Annotated in this window: 13 protein-coding genes; 7 read left to right on the forward strand and 6 right to left on the reverse strand. The window is 56.5% G+C overall.

The window, feature by feature from the left end; translation table 11 throughout:
* Positions 1-32: 32 nt before the first annotated feature.
* Genes ssuB through ssuE form a run of 5 tightly spaced genes read right to left on the reverse strand, consistent with a single transcriptional unit; the run spans position 33 to position 4,277 of the window.
* Positions 33-806, reverse strand: coding sequence for an aliphatic sulfonates ABC transporter ATP-binding protein (gene ssuB / locus MC50_RS17360; RefSeq protein WP_032688507.1), 774 nt, complete (start codon positions 804-806; stop codon positions 33-35).
* Positions 803-1,594 (reverse strand): aliphatic sulfonate ABC transporter permease SsuC, encoded by a 792-nt coding sequence (gene ssuC / locus MC50_RS17365; protein ID WP_004860122.1) that lies wholly within the window; start codon positions 1,592-1,594, stop codon positions 803-805. Before ssuC ends, ssuB begins: the two co-directional genes overlap by 4 nt.
* A gap of 10 nt (positions 1,595-1,604) precedes the next feature.
* Positions 1,605-2,750 carry an FMNH2-dependent alkanesulfonate monooxygenase gene (gene ssuD, locus MC50_RS17370; protein WP_032688506.1) on the reverse strand — a complete coding sequence of 382 codons (1,146 nt, stop codon included), beginning with the start codon at positions 2,748-2,750 and terminating at the stop codon, positions 1,605-1,607.
* Positions 2,747-3,709 carry a sulfonate ABC transporter substrate-binding protein gene (locus MC50_RS17375; RefSeq protein ID WP_032688505.1) on the reverse strand — a complete coding sequence of 321 codons (963 nt, stop codon included), beginning with the start codon at positions 3,707-3,709 and terminating at the stop codon, positions 2,747-2,749. Before MC50_RS17375 ends, ssuD begins: the two co-directional genes overlap by 4 nt.
* Positions 3,702-4,277, reverse strand: coding sequence for an NADPH-dependent FMN reductase (gene ssuE / locus MC50_RS17380; RefSeq protein ID WP_004860128.1), 576 nt, complete (start codon positions 4,275-4,277; stop codon positions 3,702-3,704). Before ssuE ends, MC50_RS17375 begins: the two co-directional genes overlap by 8 nt.
* Positions 4,278-4,527: 250 nt before the next feature.
* On the opposite strand from ssuE, the gene pyrD reads away from it, so the two are divergent.
* Positions 4,528-5,538 carry a quinone-dependent dihydroorotate dehydrogenase gene (gene pyrD / locus MC50_RS17385; protein WP_004860131.1) on the forward strand — a complete coding sequence of 337 codons (1,011 nt, stop codon included), beginning with the start codon at positions 4,528-4,530 and terminating at the stop codon, positions 5,536-5,538.
* Positions 5,539-5,705: 167 nt separating this feature from the next.
* On the forward strand, positions 5,706-6,248 hold the full coding sequence (gene zapC, locus MC50_RS17390) for a cell division protein ZapC (RefSeq protein WP_004860132.1): 543 nt from the start codon (positions 5,706-5,708) through the stop codon (positions 6,246-6,248).
* A 6-nt stretch (positions 6,249-6,254) separates the two neighbouring features.
* Here zapC and MC50_RS17395 read toward each other — a convergent pair whose 3' ends face one another.
* Positions 6,255-7,364 carry a YcbX family protein gene (locus tag MC50_RS17395; RefSeq protein WP_032688504.1) on the reverse strand — a complete coding sequence of 370 codons (1,110 nt, stop codon included), beginning with the start codon at positions 7,362-7,364 and terminating at the stop codon, positions 6,255-6,257.
* 98 nt (positions 7,365-7,462) lie between these two features.
* Here MC50_RS17395 and rlmKL point away from each other — a divergent pair, with 98 nt between their 5' ends.
* From rlmKL to pqiC, 5 genes are read left to right on the forward strand one after another with little or no spacing between them, the layout of a single operon-like run.
* Complete coding sequence (gene rlmKL / locus MC50_RS17400) at positions 7,463-9,568, forward strand: bifunctional 23S rRNA (guanine(2069)-N(7))-methyltransferase RlmK/23S rRNA (guanine(2445)-N(2))-methyltransferase RlmL (RefSeq protein WP_032688503.1); 2,106 nt, start codon at positions 7,463-7,465, stop codon at positions 9,566-9,568.
* 12 nt (positions 9,569-9,580) lie between these two features.
* Entirely contained in the window at positions 9,581-11,488 is a 1,908-nt protein-coding gene (locus MC50_RS17405; RefSeq protein ID WP_032688502.1) for an ABC transporter ATP-binding protein, read from the forward strand.
* 14 nt (positions 11,489-11,502) lie between these two features.
* Positions 11,503-12,771 carry a membrane integrity-associated transporter subunit PqiA gene (pqiA, locus tag MC50_RS17410; RefSeq protein ID WP_032688501.1) on the forward strand — a complete coding sequence of 423 codons (1,269 nt, stop codon included), beginning with the start codon at positions 11,503-11,505 and terminating at the stop codon, positions 12,769-12,771.
* Positions 12,761-14,398 (forward strand): intermembrane transport protein PqiB, encoded by a 1,638-nt coding sequence (gene pqiB, locus MC50_RS17415; RefSeq protein WP_032688500.1) that lies wholly within the window; start codon positions 12,761-12,763, stop codon positions 14,396-14,398. The genes pqiA and pqiB overlap by 11 nt, the downstream gene beginning before the upstream one ends.
* Positions 14,398-14,958, forward strand: coding sequence for a membrane integrity-associated transporter subunit PqiC (pqiC, locus tag MC50_RS17420; RefSeq protein ID WP_047664555.1), 561 nt, complete (start codon positions 14,398-14,400; stop codon positions 14,956-14,958). Before pqiB ends, pqiC begins: the two co-directional genes overlap by 1 nt.
* Positions 14,959-15,021: the final 63 nt, after the last annotated feature.

Below are 15,021 nucleotides of genomic sequence, written 5' to 3' on the forward strand. Positions count from 1 at the left end.
CACCGCCCCGCCGGGGAGATCTCCGGGCTGGCTTAACCGTGGCTCAATAAGCGCGGCGCCGATTCGCTCTTACCGCGTTTCATCACTCTGTTCAGCACCTCGGCTTCCAGTTCAGCCAGTCTGGCCGATCCGGTCCGCCGCGGTCGTGGAATATCGACGGCGACATCGAGGCCAATTTTCCCTTCTTCAATCAACAGCACCCGGTCAGCCATGGCCACCGCCTCACTCACATCATGCGTCACCAGTAGTACGGTAAAACCGTATTCCTCCCACAGCGAGACGATCAGATCCTGCATCTCCAGCCGGGTTAACGCATCCAGCGCACCCAGCGGTTCATCGAGAAGCAGCAGGCGAGGACGATGAATCAGCGCGCGGGCCAGCGCAACGCGCTGTTTTTGTCCGCCGGAGAGCGCAGCCGGCCAGTCGCCGGCGCGGTTTTCCAGGCCAACGCTGGCCAGCGCCTGCAGGGCGGCATCACGCCATTGGCCCTTCAGTCCAAGACCGACATTGTCTATCACCGATTTCCACGGCAGCAGCCGCGAGTCCTGGAACATCATGCGACTGTCTTCCTGGACCTGTGCCAGCGGCGTTGAGCCGGCCAGCAGCTCGCCAGCGTTGGGTTTTTCGAGCCCGGCCAGCAGACGCAGCAGGGTACTTTTGCCGCCGCCGCTGCGCCCGACCACCGCGACAAACTGCCCGGTCGGAATATGTAAATCCAGTGCGTTAAGAATGGTATTTTCGCCGTAGCGTTTGGTCACGCCGTTAAGCAACAGCGGGATCCCTGGGTTCAGACGGGCAGTAGTCATGCGTTGGCCTCCTGAAGATGATAAGCCGGGTTCCAGCGTAGCCAGACGCGTTCCAGCAGCTGCGCGCTGAAGTCGGCCAGTTTGCCAAGAATGGCATACAGAATAATGGCGACCACCACCACATCCGTTTGTAAAAACTCCCGCGCATTCATCGCCAGATAGCCAATGCCGGCGTTAGCGGAGATGGTTTCGGCCACAATCAGCGTTAACCACATCAGCCCGAGGGCAAAGCGGATGCCGACCATTATCGAGGGCAGGGCCCCCGGCAGAATCACATGGCGGAACAGGGCGAAGCCGGACAGGCCATAGCTACGCGCCATTTCCACCAGTCCGCGATCGATATTGCGAATGCCGTGCCAGGTGTTGATGTAGATTGGGAACATGGTCCCCAGCGCGACGAGGAAGATTTTGGCGCTTTCATCAATGCCGAACCATAAAATAACCAGCGGAATCAACGCCAGATGCGGGACGTTACGCAGCATCTGAATCGAGGTATCCAGCAGACGCTCTCCCCAACGCGACAATCCGCTTATCAGGCCCAGCACCAGCCCGATGGAACCGCCGATGGCGAAGCCCAGCAGAGCACGCCATGAACTGATGGCCAGGTGTTGCCACAGTTCGCCGCTGGCGGAAAGCGTCCAGAAGGCCTTGAGCACCCCCTCCGGAGAGGGGAGGATGCGGGTGGATAACCAGCCGACGGAAGAGGCGAGCTGCCAGATAATGACGGTCCCCACCGGCAGCAGCCAGGGGGCAACCCGCAGCAGCAGTTTTTGCGCAGACGTAGCCATGATGTGCTCCTTAGCTTTGTGCGACTTTGCGCGGGATAAATTCGTTGGCCACCGCCTCGCCCTGCAGGTGCAGAGGTTGCGGCTGCGGAATCGACGGGATATTGACATCCAGCAGCGGGAACAACAGTTCGCCGACGCGATAAGCTTCTTCAAGGTGCGGATAGCCGGAGAAGATAAAGCTATCGATACCCAGTGCCGCATATTCATTGATGCGTTCGGCTACGGTAGCCGCATCGCCGACCAGAGCGGTTCCCGCACCTCCGCGTGCCAGCCCGACGCCGGCCCACAGGTTAGGGCTGATTTCAAGCTTGTCGCGCCGTCCGTTGTGCAACGCGGCCATCCGCTGCTGTCCGACGGAGTCGGTTTTGGCAAAGGCGGCCTGCGCCCGGGCAATGGTGTCGTCATCCAGATGCGAGATGAGGCTTTCGGCCGCTTCCCAGGCTTCTTCATTGGTTTCCCGGACAATGACATGCAGACGAATACCGAAACGGACCGTACGACCGTGACGAGCGGCTTTTTCACGCACCTGGGCGATTTTTTCCGTCACCTGCTCCGGGGGCTCTCCCCAGGTGAGATAGAGATCGACCTGTTCGGCGGCGAGATCCTGCGCCACGTCGGACGAGCCGCCAAAGTAGAGCGGCGGGCGCGGCTGCTGCAGGGGCGGAAACAGCAGCTTCGCACCGCGTACCCGCTGGTGTTTTCCATTGAAGGTCACGGTTTCGCCTTCCATCAGGCGGCGCCAGATATGAGTAAATTCAGAAGAGGCTTCGTAACGTTCGGTATGGTCGAGGAAAACTCCGTCACCGGCGAGCTCCTGCGGATCGCTGCCGGTCACCAGGTTAAACAACGCCCGACCGTTGGACAGGCGGTCGAGCGTAGCGGCCTGGCGGGCGGCGACAGTCGGAGAGGTCACGCTCGGGCGCAGGGCAACAAGAAATTTCAGGCGCTGGGTGACGGGAATCATTGAAGCGGCAACCAGCCACGCATCTTCGCAGGAGCGCCCGGTCGGGATCAGGACGCCGGTAAAACCGAGGCGGTCCGCGGTTTGCGCAATTTGCTGCAGATAGCCGTAATCCACCGGGCGGGCACCCTCTTCAGTCCCCAGGTAGCGACCATCACCGTGGGTCGGTAAAAACCAGAACATATTCAGACTCATGATTTCGCTCCTTGTGCGGTTGCGGGTTGCCAGATGCGGGTACGGATGTCGACTTTTTTCGGCACCAGTTTGTTCTCGTAGAACAGATCGGCCGTTTGCTGCTGCCGGGCGGCGGTTTCGGCACTGACGGGAGTGATGGTGGTCGGCGGCCGATGGTCCAGATAGCTGGCGATCACCGTTTCAGGGAGGCCCATCGTTTTGGCCAGCAGGGTAATACTTTGCGGGCGTTGGCTCAGCGTCAGGGCATCCGCCTGGCTGAAGGTGTCGAGCACGCCGCTAATAAAGGCGCCGTTCTTTTCTGCATAGGGGCGCGAAGCCAGATAGAAAGAGCCGGTTTGTTTCAGATCGGTTCCGTCTTTGAGCACCCGGGCGCTCGCTTGTTGCAGAGCGGCTGAATAGTAGGGATCCCAGATAGCCCATGCATCAACATTGCCCTGTTGAAACGCCGCGCGGGCGTCCGCGGGGGCAAGATAAACGGGCTGAATATCGCTGAATTTTAGTCCTGCCTGCTGTAATGCCCTTAGCAGCAGGTTGTGGGAGCTGGAGCCTTTCTGAAACGCGACCTTACGGCCCTTCAGTTCAGCGACGGTTTTGATCGGGCTGTTTTCCGCGACCAGAATCACTTCCGCTTTTGGCTTCGGGGGTTCCGCGCCGACGTAAACCAGATCGGCACCGGCGGCCTGGGCGAAAATCGGTGGGATATCGCCGGTACTGCCCAGATCGATGCTGCCGACGTTTAGCGCTTCAAGCATCTGGGGACCGGCGGGAAATTCTACCCAGGTGATTTTGCTGTTCGGGTAGCGTTTTTCCAGCAGTTGATGGCTTTTGGCCAGCACCATACTGACGCTGCCTTTTTGGTAGCCGATGCGCAGCGCGTCCGGCGCGGATTGTGCCGCATGGCTCAGGGCCGATAGCGTCAGCAACCCGCTCAGCGCGAGGGTCCTGAAAAGGTTAGGCATGTTCCACCCCGCGGAGGGTCTTGAGCGCGGGAGCGCGGCTGGTCGGGCGGTGCAGCGCCTGCCAGAAGGTCTCCAGCGCCAGGTCGAGGCGTCCCTGCAGATTAGGCGTAAACTGCGGCTTATGTTGATAGTCGGTGACCTGGCTATCGTCGGCGAATACTCCGTGCAGAATCTCCTGCGCTTTCAGGGCGTTGAGCACCGGTTTCAGCGCATAATCCACCGCCAGCATGTGGGCGATCGTGCCGCCGGTGGCCAGCGGCAGGACGATTTTCCCCTCCAGCGCCCGTTCCGGGAGCAGGTCGAGCAGCGTCTTCAGCGCGCCGGAAAAAGAGGCCTTATAGACCGGGGTAGCGATGATAAGCCCATCGGCGCCTGCCAGCTGTTCATTCAGCGTATGTAATGCCGGGTTATCGAAGCGGGCATACAGCAGGTCTTCCGGAGCAAAATTTTGCAAATGCCAGTGGCAGACTTCAACATCTGCCGCGGAGAGCGTCTCTCTGGCATATTCCAGAAGCGCGCTGGAACGGGAAGGGTAACGCGGACTGCCCGCAAGTGTAATGACACGCATCTTCTCTCTCCTTATAACCAAATGTTTGCATTTATCTATAATTGATAACATTTTCTGGCAGTGTGACAGAGCCGATTTATTTCCCTAAATGATTTTTCCACCCTTGTTTTGTCAGAAATTGCATAACGCGGGGGCGAAAAGTAAACGTTTGCGTTGGATGCGAGATTTTTTGTCGTAGGTCAATTCCCTTTCAGGCGTCAATCGAACATAATACGCCCCCGGTTTGCACACCGGGAATCCAGGAGAGTTCATGTACTACCCCTTCGTTCGTAAAGCCCTTTTTCAGCTCGATCCTGAGCGCGCTCATGAAGTTACTTTTCAACAATTACGTCGCGTATCAGGTACGCCGCTGGAAATGCTGGTCCGTCAGAAGGTGCCGTCCAAACCGGTCACCTGCATGGGTCTCACGTTTAAAAATCCGCTGGGTCTGGCCGCTGGGCTGGACAAGAACGGCGAGTGCATTGATGCGCTCGGCGCCATGGGTTTTGGCTCCATTGAAATTGGTACCGTAACGCCGCGTCCGCAGCCGGGGAACGATAAGCCGAGGATCTTCCGTCTGGTGGATGCCGAAGGTTTGATCAACCGCATGGGCTTTAATAACCACGGCGTTGATAACCTGGTTGAGAACGTTAAAAAGGCGCATTTTGACGGTATTCTCGGTATTAATATCGGTAAGAATAAAGATACGCCGGTTGAGCAGGGTAAAGATGATTATCTGATTTGTATGGAAAAAGTCTATCCGTATGCCGGCTATATCGCCATTAATATCTCTTCACCGAATACCCCAGGGCTGCGTACCTTACAATACGGCGATGCCCTGGATGATTTACTCTCTGGTATTAAAAATAAGCAGCTTGAGCTGCAGCAAAAGCATCAGAAATATGTCCCAGTCGCTGTGAAGATCGCCCCGGATCTTTCTCTTGAGGAATTGATCCAGGTGGCCGATAGTTTAGTTCGTCATAATATTGATGGGGTCATTGCCACCAATACTACTCTCGATCGTTCGCTGGTCCAGGGAATGAAATTCTGTGATGAAACCGGTGGCCTCAGCGGTCGTCCATTACAATTAAAGAGTACGGAAATTATCCGTATGCTGGCGACAGAATTAAACGGTCGTTTGCCGATTATCGGAGTCGGAGGGATTGACTCGGTGATCGCCGCACGGGAAAAAATCGCCGCCGGTGCAAGCCTTGTCCAGATTTATTCCGGATTTATTTTTAAAGGCCCTCCGCTGATTAAAGAAATTGTTACCCATATCTAATCTTTTCCTCCTCTGATCCCCCCCAGGGCTTTATTTCCGGCCCTGGTTGTTTTATATTCCTTCATTGTTGCTTATTTAGACATTTTAGTCTTTTCTTAATTTTGGAAATTATTCTGTTGCAGGATGCTATTGCATAAGAGATGCACGGGAAAGAGGACGGGGGAACGATGCGAATTAAACCTGACGATAACTGGCGTTGGTATTACGATGAAGAGCACGATCGTATGATGCTCGATTTGGCCAATGGTATGTTGTTCCGTTCGCGGTTTGCGCGTCGGATGTTGACGCCCGATGCCTTCTCACCTTCCGGATTCTGTGTCGACGATGCCGCACTGTATTTCTCTTTTGAAGAAAAATGTCGCGATATCGAGTTATCGAAAGAGCAGCGCGCGGAATTAGTTCTCAATGCGCTGGTCGCCATTCGCTTCCTGAAACCGCAGATGCCAAAGAGCTGGCACTTCACAACACATGAAGTCTCCTGGCAGCCTGCCACCGGCGATGCCGCCAGCGCCTGGCTCAGCGATAGCGGACAGCAGGTTAATCTGCTGGTGGTTGAGCCGGGTGAAAATGCCGCGCTCTGTCTGTTGGCTCAGCCGGGCGTGACGGTCGCCGGGCGAGTCATGCAGCTGGGGGATGTGATTAAAATCATGAACGACAGGCTGCAACCGGCACAGGGTATGACCAGCTACAGCCTGGGTCAGGCGGTTTAAAGCGCGCTAAGGCGCCAGCCGTAAGGCCGTTTTCGGTATACAGCTACAGCACAGAATCGTGCCATCGTCAGCGACCGCGTTTTTCTTCAACGGGCTGACCTCGCCTTCTTCCAGTCTGATGCGGCAGCTGCCGCAAATCCCCGCCCGACAAGAGTAGGGGATTCGAATGCCTTTTTGCTCCAGCTGCTCCAGCAATACCTGCTGATTATTGCCGCTAAACCGCTGCCCCTGCCATTCAATTTCAATGACGGCATCCGGCTGTGCGACAACCGCGGGCGTATCGTCGCTCTCGCCTGCGCCATAGGCTTTTGCCGGGCCGCGAGTCAGCACTTCCACTTCATCGCCCACGCGCACTACGCCGCTGTTGCGGGCAATCAGGTTTTGTCCAAAATCGACATCGCCGCTATCCAGCGCGGTGCGGAACCGCTGCAGCGTGGCCAGCGGTTCACCGGAAGGATGCTTTTGCCCCCGTTCCGGACTGACGGTAGTCAGCACGCAGCGGCTGCAGGGTTTTGCTACGTCAAAAACCACGTCACCGATGCGAATCACTTTCCAGGTATCCTCTTCCCAGGCCGCCGCACCGGTCACCACCAGGTTAGGGCGAAACTGTTCCATTCGCACGCTGGCCGGACAGCGTTTTTGCAGATCGCGCAGTGAGGCTTCGTTAGCCAGCAGATAGGGGAAACCATCGGCGAAGGTGAGTGGGACGGCATCGTGGCGCTTCACCCGCCGGGTGAGGCGGGGTCCTAACCAGCGGAGCTGAACATCGCGGTTAAAGAAACCGCTGAGCCACTGGTTGACCGATGGTGGAGCGATCAGCGCGGTGAAGTGATTCCCCCATACCTCGGTAGGCTCCTCCTGCGCCGAAAAATCGCTGAAGCGCACCACCGCGCTGCTGCCGTCTACCGCCGTCAGATGAATACCGTCGTACAGCGGAGATGGCGTAAACTTCACCATCTGCGGAAACTGGCGGGCGGTAATAAAGGTGCCATCGGTTTCCGTCACCATAAAGGCGCGATCGAAGGCCAGGCCGCTGATATCGGCAAACGCGTGCGTCAGACCAATTCCACGCATGGATTTGACGGGATGAATAAAAAGTCGCGATAGCGTTAGCATGCGCTGCCTCTGGGCTTAAAAATAAGCCTTTAACTTTATGACATGAGGCGCATATTGGCTATAATGCGCAACAATTTTCTTTTAGTAAAAGTGACGATATGAATTCTCTGTTTGCCAGTACGGCTCGTGGCCTTGAAGAGCTGTTAAAAACTGAACTGGAAGCACTTGGCGCGGTGGACTGCCAGGTAGTCCAGGGCGGGGTCCATTTTCAGGGAGATACGCGCCTGCTGTATCAAAGCCTGATGTGGAGCCGACTGGCTTCGCGCATCATGCTGCCGCTGGGCCAGTGTAGCGTGTATAGCGACCTGGATCTGTACCTCGGTGTGCAGGCCATTCCGTGGACGGAGATTTTCACCCCTGACGCCACCTTCGCCGTCCATTTTAGCGGGCTGAACGATGAGATTCGCAACAGTCAGTACGGGGCGTTAAAGGTTAAAGATGCGATCGTCGATAGCTTCACGCGTAAAAATCTGCCGCGACCCAACGTCGATCGTGAAAACCCCGATCTGCGGATTAATGTCTGGCTGAATAAAGAAACGGCGCACATTTCACTCGATCTTAGCGGCGAAGGTCTGCATCTGCGCGGCTACCGCGACGGCACCGGCATGGCGCCGATCAAAGAGACGCTCGCTTCGGCGATCGTCATGCGCTCTGGCTGGGTTCCGGGGACGCCGCTGCTCGATCCAATGTGCGGTTCCGGTACGCTGCTGATTGAAGCCGCCATGCTGGCGACCGATCGTGCGCCGGGCCTGCATCGCGGTCACTGGGGCTTCAACGGCTGGCTGCAGCATGATGACGCGGTCTGGAAAGAGGTGAAGGCCGAAGCGCAGACCCGAGCACGTAAAGGGCTGGCGGCCTATGAGTCGCGTTTCTATGGTTCTGACGTCGATGCCCGCGTCATTGAACGCGCGCGCAGCAACGCCCGTCGCGCGGGCGTCGGCGAACTGATCGCATTTGAAGCGAAAGATGTCGCCCAACTCAGCAATCCGCTGCCAAAAGGCCCGTACGGAACCGTTATCAGCAACCCGCCGTACGGCGAACGTCTTGAAAGCGAGCCGGCGCTGATTGCCCTGCATAGCCTGCTTGGGCGGACGATGAAAACCCAGTTTGGCGGCTGGAACCTGTCGCTGTTCAGCGCTTCGCCGGAGCTTCTGAGCTGCCTGCAATTGCGCGCAGACAAGCAGTTTAAAGCCAAGAATGGCCCGCTGGACTGCGTACAGAAGAACTACCATCTGGCGGAAAACGACGGCAGCGGCGCGGTCTCCCTGGCGGAAGATTTCGCTAACCGTCTGCGCAAAAATCTGAAGAAATACGAGAAATGGGCGCGTCAGGAAGGGATTGAGTGTTACCGCCTGTATGATGCCGATTTGCCGGAGTATAACGTCGCGATCGACCGCTACGGCGAGTGGGTTGTGGTACAGGAGTATGCGCCGCCGAAGACGGTTGATGCGCATAAAGCGCGTCAGCGTCTGTTCGATATTATCGCGGCAACGATCTCCGTGCTTGGCATTGCGCCGAATAAGCTGGTGTTGAAAACCCGCGAGCGGCAGAAAGGGAAAAACCAGTATCAGAAAATGGCCGAGAAGGGCGATTTCCTCGAGGTTCAGGAGTATAACGCGCGTCTGTGGGTCAACCTGACCGACTATCTGGATACCGGTCTGTTCCTTGACCACCGTATTGCGCGTCGCATGCTGGGCCAGATGAGTAAAGGCAAGGACTTCCTCAACCTCTTCGCCTACACCGGCAGCGCCAGCGTTCATGCCGGCCTTGGCGGGGCGCGTTCGACGACCACCGTCGATATGTCGCGTACTTATCTCGAATGGGCCGAACGTAACCTGCGCCTCAACGGCTTAACCGGACGCGCGCATCGTCTGATGCAGGCTGACGTGCTGGGCTGGCTGCGCGAGAGCGATGAACAGTTCGATCTGATCTTTATCGATCCGCCGACGTTCTCTAACTCAAAACGCATGGAAGATGCCTTCGACGTGCAGCGCGACCATCTGCGTCTGATGACCGATCTCAAACGTCTGCTGCGCAAAGGCGGCACGATTATGTTCTCGAATAACAAACGCGGTTTCCGTATGGATCATGACGGGCTGGCGCAACTGGGGCTGAAAGCGCAAGAAATTACCCAAAAAACGCTGTCTCAGGATTTCGCCCGTAACCGTCAGATCCACAACTGCTGGCTGATTACTGCAGCCTGAAAGGAATAAAGAATGTCATTAATTAGTATGCATGGTGCCTGGCTCTCCTTCAGCGACTCTCCGCTGCTGGATAATGCCGAGTTGCATATCGAAGATAACGAGCGCGTCTGTCTGGTCGGGCGTAACGGCGCGGGCAAATCCACCCTGATGAAAATCCTTAACCGGGAGCAGGGGCTGGATGACGGGCGCATTATTTATGAGCAGGATCTGGTGGTCGCGCGACTGCAGCAGGATCCGCCGCGCAATGTGACCGGAACCGTCTATGATTTCGTTGCGGAAGGTATCGCCGAGCAGGCGGCCTACCTCAAAGGCTATCACGATGTTTCGCAGTTGGTAATGACCGACCCGAGCGACAAGAACCTGAATGAACTGGCGCGTCTGCAGGAGCAACTGGATAATTTAGGGCTGTGGCAGCTCGATAGCCGTATTAACGAAGTGCTGGAGCAGCTTAATCTCGATCCCAACGCCGAGCTCTCCTCGCTTTCCGGCGGCTGGCTGCGTAAAGCGGCTCTCGGCCGTGCCCTGGTCAGCGGGCCGCGCGTGCTGCTGCTCGATGAACCGACCAACCACCTGGATATTGAAACCATTGACTGGCTGGAAGGTTTCCTCAAGACCTTCAAAGGGACCATTATTTTCATCTCGCACGACCGTTCCTTTATTCGCAACATGGCGACGCGGATTGTCGATCTCGATCGCGGCAAGCTGGTGACCTACCCGGGGAACTACGATCAGTATCTGCTGGATAAAGAAGAAGCGCTGCGCGTCGAAGAGCTCCAGAATGCGGAATTCGATCGTAAACTGGCGCAGGAAGAGGTGTGGATCCGTCAGGGGATCAAAGCGCGTCGTACCCGTAACGAAGGGCGCGTGCGGGCACTGAAAGCCATGCGCCGCGAACGTGGCGAGCGCCGTGAAGTGATGGGCAGCGCGAAGATGCAGGTCGAAGAGGCTGCTCGCTCGGGTAAGATTGTCTTCGAAATGGAGAACGTCAACTACCAGGTTGATGGCAAGGTCCTGATTAAAGATTTCAGCGCCCAGATCCAGCGCGGTGACAAAATCGCTCTGATTGGTCCAAACGGCTGTGGGAAAACCACGCTGCTGAAATTGATGCTTGGTCAGCTGAAGGCGGATAGCGGGCGTATTCACGTCGGGACCAAGCTGGAAGTGGCCTACTTCGACCAGCACCGCGCGGAGCTTGACCCGGATAAAACGGTGATGGACAACCTTGCGGAAGGCAAGCAGGAAGTGATGGTCAACGGCAAGCCGCGTCACGTTCTGGGCTACCTGCAGGACTTCATGTTCCATCCGAAACGCGCGATGACACCGGTGCGCGCGCTGTCCGGCGGTGAGCGTAACCGCCTGCTGCTGGCGCGTCTGTTCCTGAAGCCGAGCAACCTGCTGATCCTCGATGAACCGACAAACGATCTGGATGTCGAGACCCTCGAGCTGCTGGAAGAGCTGGTCGACGGTTATCAGGGTACCGTGATGCTGGTCAGCCACGACCGTCAATTCGTCGATAATACCGTTACCGAGTGCTGGATCTTCGAAGGGGAAGGGCGCATCGGGCAATACGTCGGCGGCTATCACGACGCCCGCGGTCAGCAAGCGCAGTATCTGGCGCAAAAGCAGCAGATTAGCAAAAAAGCGGTAGAAGCTGCTCAACCGAAAGCAGAAAGTGTCAAACGAGCGTCAGGCAAACTAAGCTATAACCTGCAGCGCGAACTGGAACAGTTGCCGCAACGGCTCGAAGAACTGGAAACCCAACTGCAAACGCTGCAGGAACAGGTTGCCGATCCTTCTTTCTTTGGCCAGTCCCATGATCATACGCAGCAGGTGCTGGCACAGCTGGCCGAGGCGGAACAGGCGCTGGAAACAGCCTTTGAACGCTGGGAATATCTCGAAGGATTAAAAAACGGCGCATAAGCTGAGGAGTTTTCATGTGCGATCATCATCATGCTGCGCGGCATATTCTGTGCCCACAATGTGATTTGCTGGTGGCTTTGCCGCAGCTGGAGCATCGCCAGAAAGCCGTATGCCCGCGCTGTGGCACGACGCTGACAACTTCGTGGGACGCGCCCCGGCAGCGTCCTACAGCCTATGCGCTGGTGGCGTTGTTTATGCTGCTGTTGGCCAACCTGTTTCCCTTCGTGGATATGCAGGTGAGCGGTCTCAGCAGCGAAATCAAGCTGCTGGAAATCCCCGGGGTGCTGTTTAGCGAAGATTACGCCAGCCTCGGCACCTTCTTTTTACTCTTCGTACAGCTGGTGCCCGCTTTTTGTCTGGTCACCATTCTGCTACTGGTCAACCGCATCCATATGCCGCGCGCGTTAAAGGCGTTTCTGGCGCGCATTCTGTTTCACCTCAAAACCTGGGGAATGGCGGAGATTTTCCTCGCCGGGGTGCTGGTGAGCTTCGTCAAGCTGATGGCATACGGTGATATCGGCGTCGGCTTAAGCTTCGCTCCCTGGTGTCTGTTCTGCATGCTGCAGCTGCGAGCGCTGCAGTGCGTAGACCGACGCTGGTTGTGGGACGATATTGCCCCGATGCCGGCGGTGACGCAGCCGCTGAAGATCGGCGTGACGGGGATCCGCCAGGGACTCCGTTCATGTTCGTGCTGTACCGCGGTTTTGCCCGCTGATGAAGCCGTTTGTCCCCGCTGTCAGACAAAAGGTACCGCGCGACGCAAACATAGCCTGCAGTGGACGCTGGCCCTGCTGCTGACCTCATGCGTCCTTTATCTGCCGGCTAATATCATGCCGATCATGATTACCGATTTACTGGGCGATAAATTGCCGTCAACGATCATGGCAGGGGTGATCCTGCTGTGGAGTGAAGGTTCATACCCGGTGGCGCTGGTGATATTTATTGCCAGTATTATGGTACCGACGCTGAAAATGCTCGCCATTGCCTGGCTGTGCTGGAACGCTAACGGTAACGGGCAGCGTGATTCGGAGCGCATGCACCTGATTTACGAAATTGTGGAGTTTGTTGGCCGCTGGTCAATGATTGATGTTTTTGTCATCGCTGTGCTCTCGGCGCTGGTGCGCATGGGAGGGTTGATGAGTATCTATCCTGCGATCGGGGCGGTGATGTTTGCGCTCGTTGTTGTCATGACAATGTTCTCAGCTATGACCTTTGACCCTCGTTTGTTGTGGGACCGTGAACCAGATTCAAGCCATGAGGAAATGCAGCAGCATGGAAAATAAGAGCGGAGAAGCGAAAGTGCAAAAGGTGAAGAACTGGTCACCCGTGTGGATCTTCCCCATCGTCACTGTGCTAATCGGCGCGTGGATTCTTTTTTATCACTACAGCCATCAAGGGCCGGAGGTGACGCTGATCACCACCAACGCTGAAGGGATTGAAGGGGGGAAAACCCGGATTAAAAGCCGCAGCGTGGATGTGGGGGTAGTCGAGAGCGCCACGTTGACCGACGATCTGACGCACGTAGAGATTAAAGCCCGGCTGAACGCCGGCATGAAGAAACTGTTGCATGAAGATTCCGTTTTTTGGGTCGTCAAACCGCAGGTAGGACGTGAAGGGATCAGTGGACTCGGCACGCTGCTGTCAGGAGCGTATATTGAACTGCAGCCGGGGACGAAAGGTGGGGAACCCGCCCGTTTCCCGCTGCTGGATTCTCCGCCGCTGGCTTCGCCGGATGCCAAAGGGATCCGTATCCTGCTGGAGAGTAATAAAGCGGGTCAGCTGTCGCCTGGCGATCCGGTACTTTTCCGTGGCTATCGCGTTGGATCGGTGGAAACCAGTTCCTTTGATGCCCAAAAGCGCAGGATCACCTATCAGCTGTTTATCAATGCGCCCAACGATCGTCTGGTCACAACCAACGTCCGCTTCTGGAAAGACAGCGGTATTGCGGTCGATCTTTCTTCATCCGGGATGCGCGTGGAGATGGGATCGCTGGCGACCCTGTTCGGCGGCGGCGTCAGCTTTGATATCCCGGAAGGTCTGGATATGGGCGAGCCGGTGGCGAACAAAACGGGCTACCATCTCTTTGACGATCAGAAGAGCATTCAGGATTCAGTCTTTACCCAGCATATTGACTACGTCATGTTCTTTAAAGACTCAGTGCGCGGGCTGCAGCCGGGAGCTCCGGTCGAGTTCCGTGGAATTCGCCTGGGTACCGTCGGGAAAGTGCCGTTCTTTATTCCAGGACTGTATCAGCACCTGAATGAAGACTACCGCATCCCGGTGGAAGTCCGTATTGAACCAGAACGGCTGATCAGTCAGCTCGGCGGCGATCCAAATATCCGTACGCATATTGATGATCTGATTAATCGCGGCTTGCGGGGATCGCTGAAAACAGGGAACCTGGTGACCGGTGCGCTGTATATCGATCTCGACTTCTATCCGAAGGCGCCTCCGCGCGGCAAGATTCAGGAGTTTGGAAGCTATCCGATCATTCCAACAATCAGCGGTGGTCTGGCGCAGATCCAGCAGCGTCTGATGGAAGCGCTGGATAAGATTAACAACCTGCCGATAAACCCGCTGCTGGAACAAGCGACCACCACGCTGGCGCAAAGTGAAAAAACGATGCAGCACGTTCAGACCACGCTGGATAGCCTGAACAAGATAGCGGCAAGCCCGTCAATGCAGCAGCTTCCTGGCGATATGCAGAATACGCTGCGCGAACTGAACCGCAGTATGCAGGGCTTCCAGCCTGGCTCGGCGGCATACAATAAAATGGTGGCCGATATGCAGCGACTGGATCAGGTTCTTCGCGAACTGCAGCCGGTACTGAAAACGCTCAATGATAAGAGCAATGCGCTGGTATTCGAGGCCAAGGATAAGAAAGATCCTCAGCCGAAGGGAGCAAAATAATGAAAAAATGGCTAATTGTGGCTGCGGCCTGCGCGTTGGCGGCCTGCAGCAGTGGGGAAAATAAAACCTACTATCAGCTTCCGGTTGCACAAAGCGGCGCACAAAGCGCCGCCCACCAAAGCAAAAACCTGTTGTGGGTTGAACAGGTCAGCATCCCGGATTATCTGGCGGGCAACGGGGTGGTCTATCAGACCAGTGACGTGCAGTATGTCATTGCCAATAACAATCTGTGGGCCAGCCCGCTCGATCAGCAGCTGCGTACCACGCTGGTGGCGAATCTGAGTGCTCAGCTTCCGGGCTGGGTGGTTGCTTCGCAGCCTCTGGGCAGCGAACAGGATACGCTCAATGTGGCGGTTAATGGCTTCCATGGCCGTTACGATGGCCGGGTCATCGTTAGCGGTGAGTGGTTGCTGAAGCACCAGGGTCAGCTGATCAAGCGCCCGTTCAATATTGAGCTTAAGCAGCAGCAGGATGGCTATGATGCGATGGTGAAGACTCTGGCTCAGGCCTGGTCTCAGGAAGCCACGGCAATTGCCAGCGAATTGAATCGCCTGCCATAAGTAAAATGAATGAAAATGAAGCGCCGCGGTGGACTGAAAAACCCCCGCGGTTTTTTATTTGTC

The organism is Klebsiella planticola, assembly GCF_000783935.2.
In the GTDB taxonomy this organism is placed as follows: Bacteria; Pseudomonadota; Gammaproteobacteria; order Enterobacterales; family Enterobacteriaceae; genus Klebsiella; species Klebsiella planticola.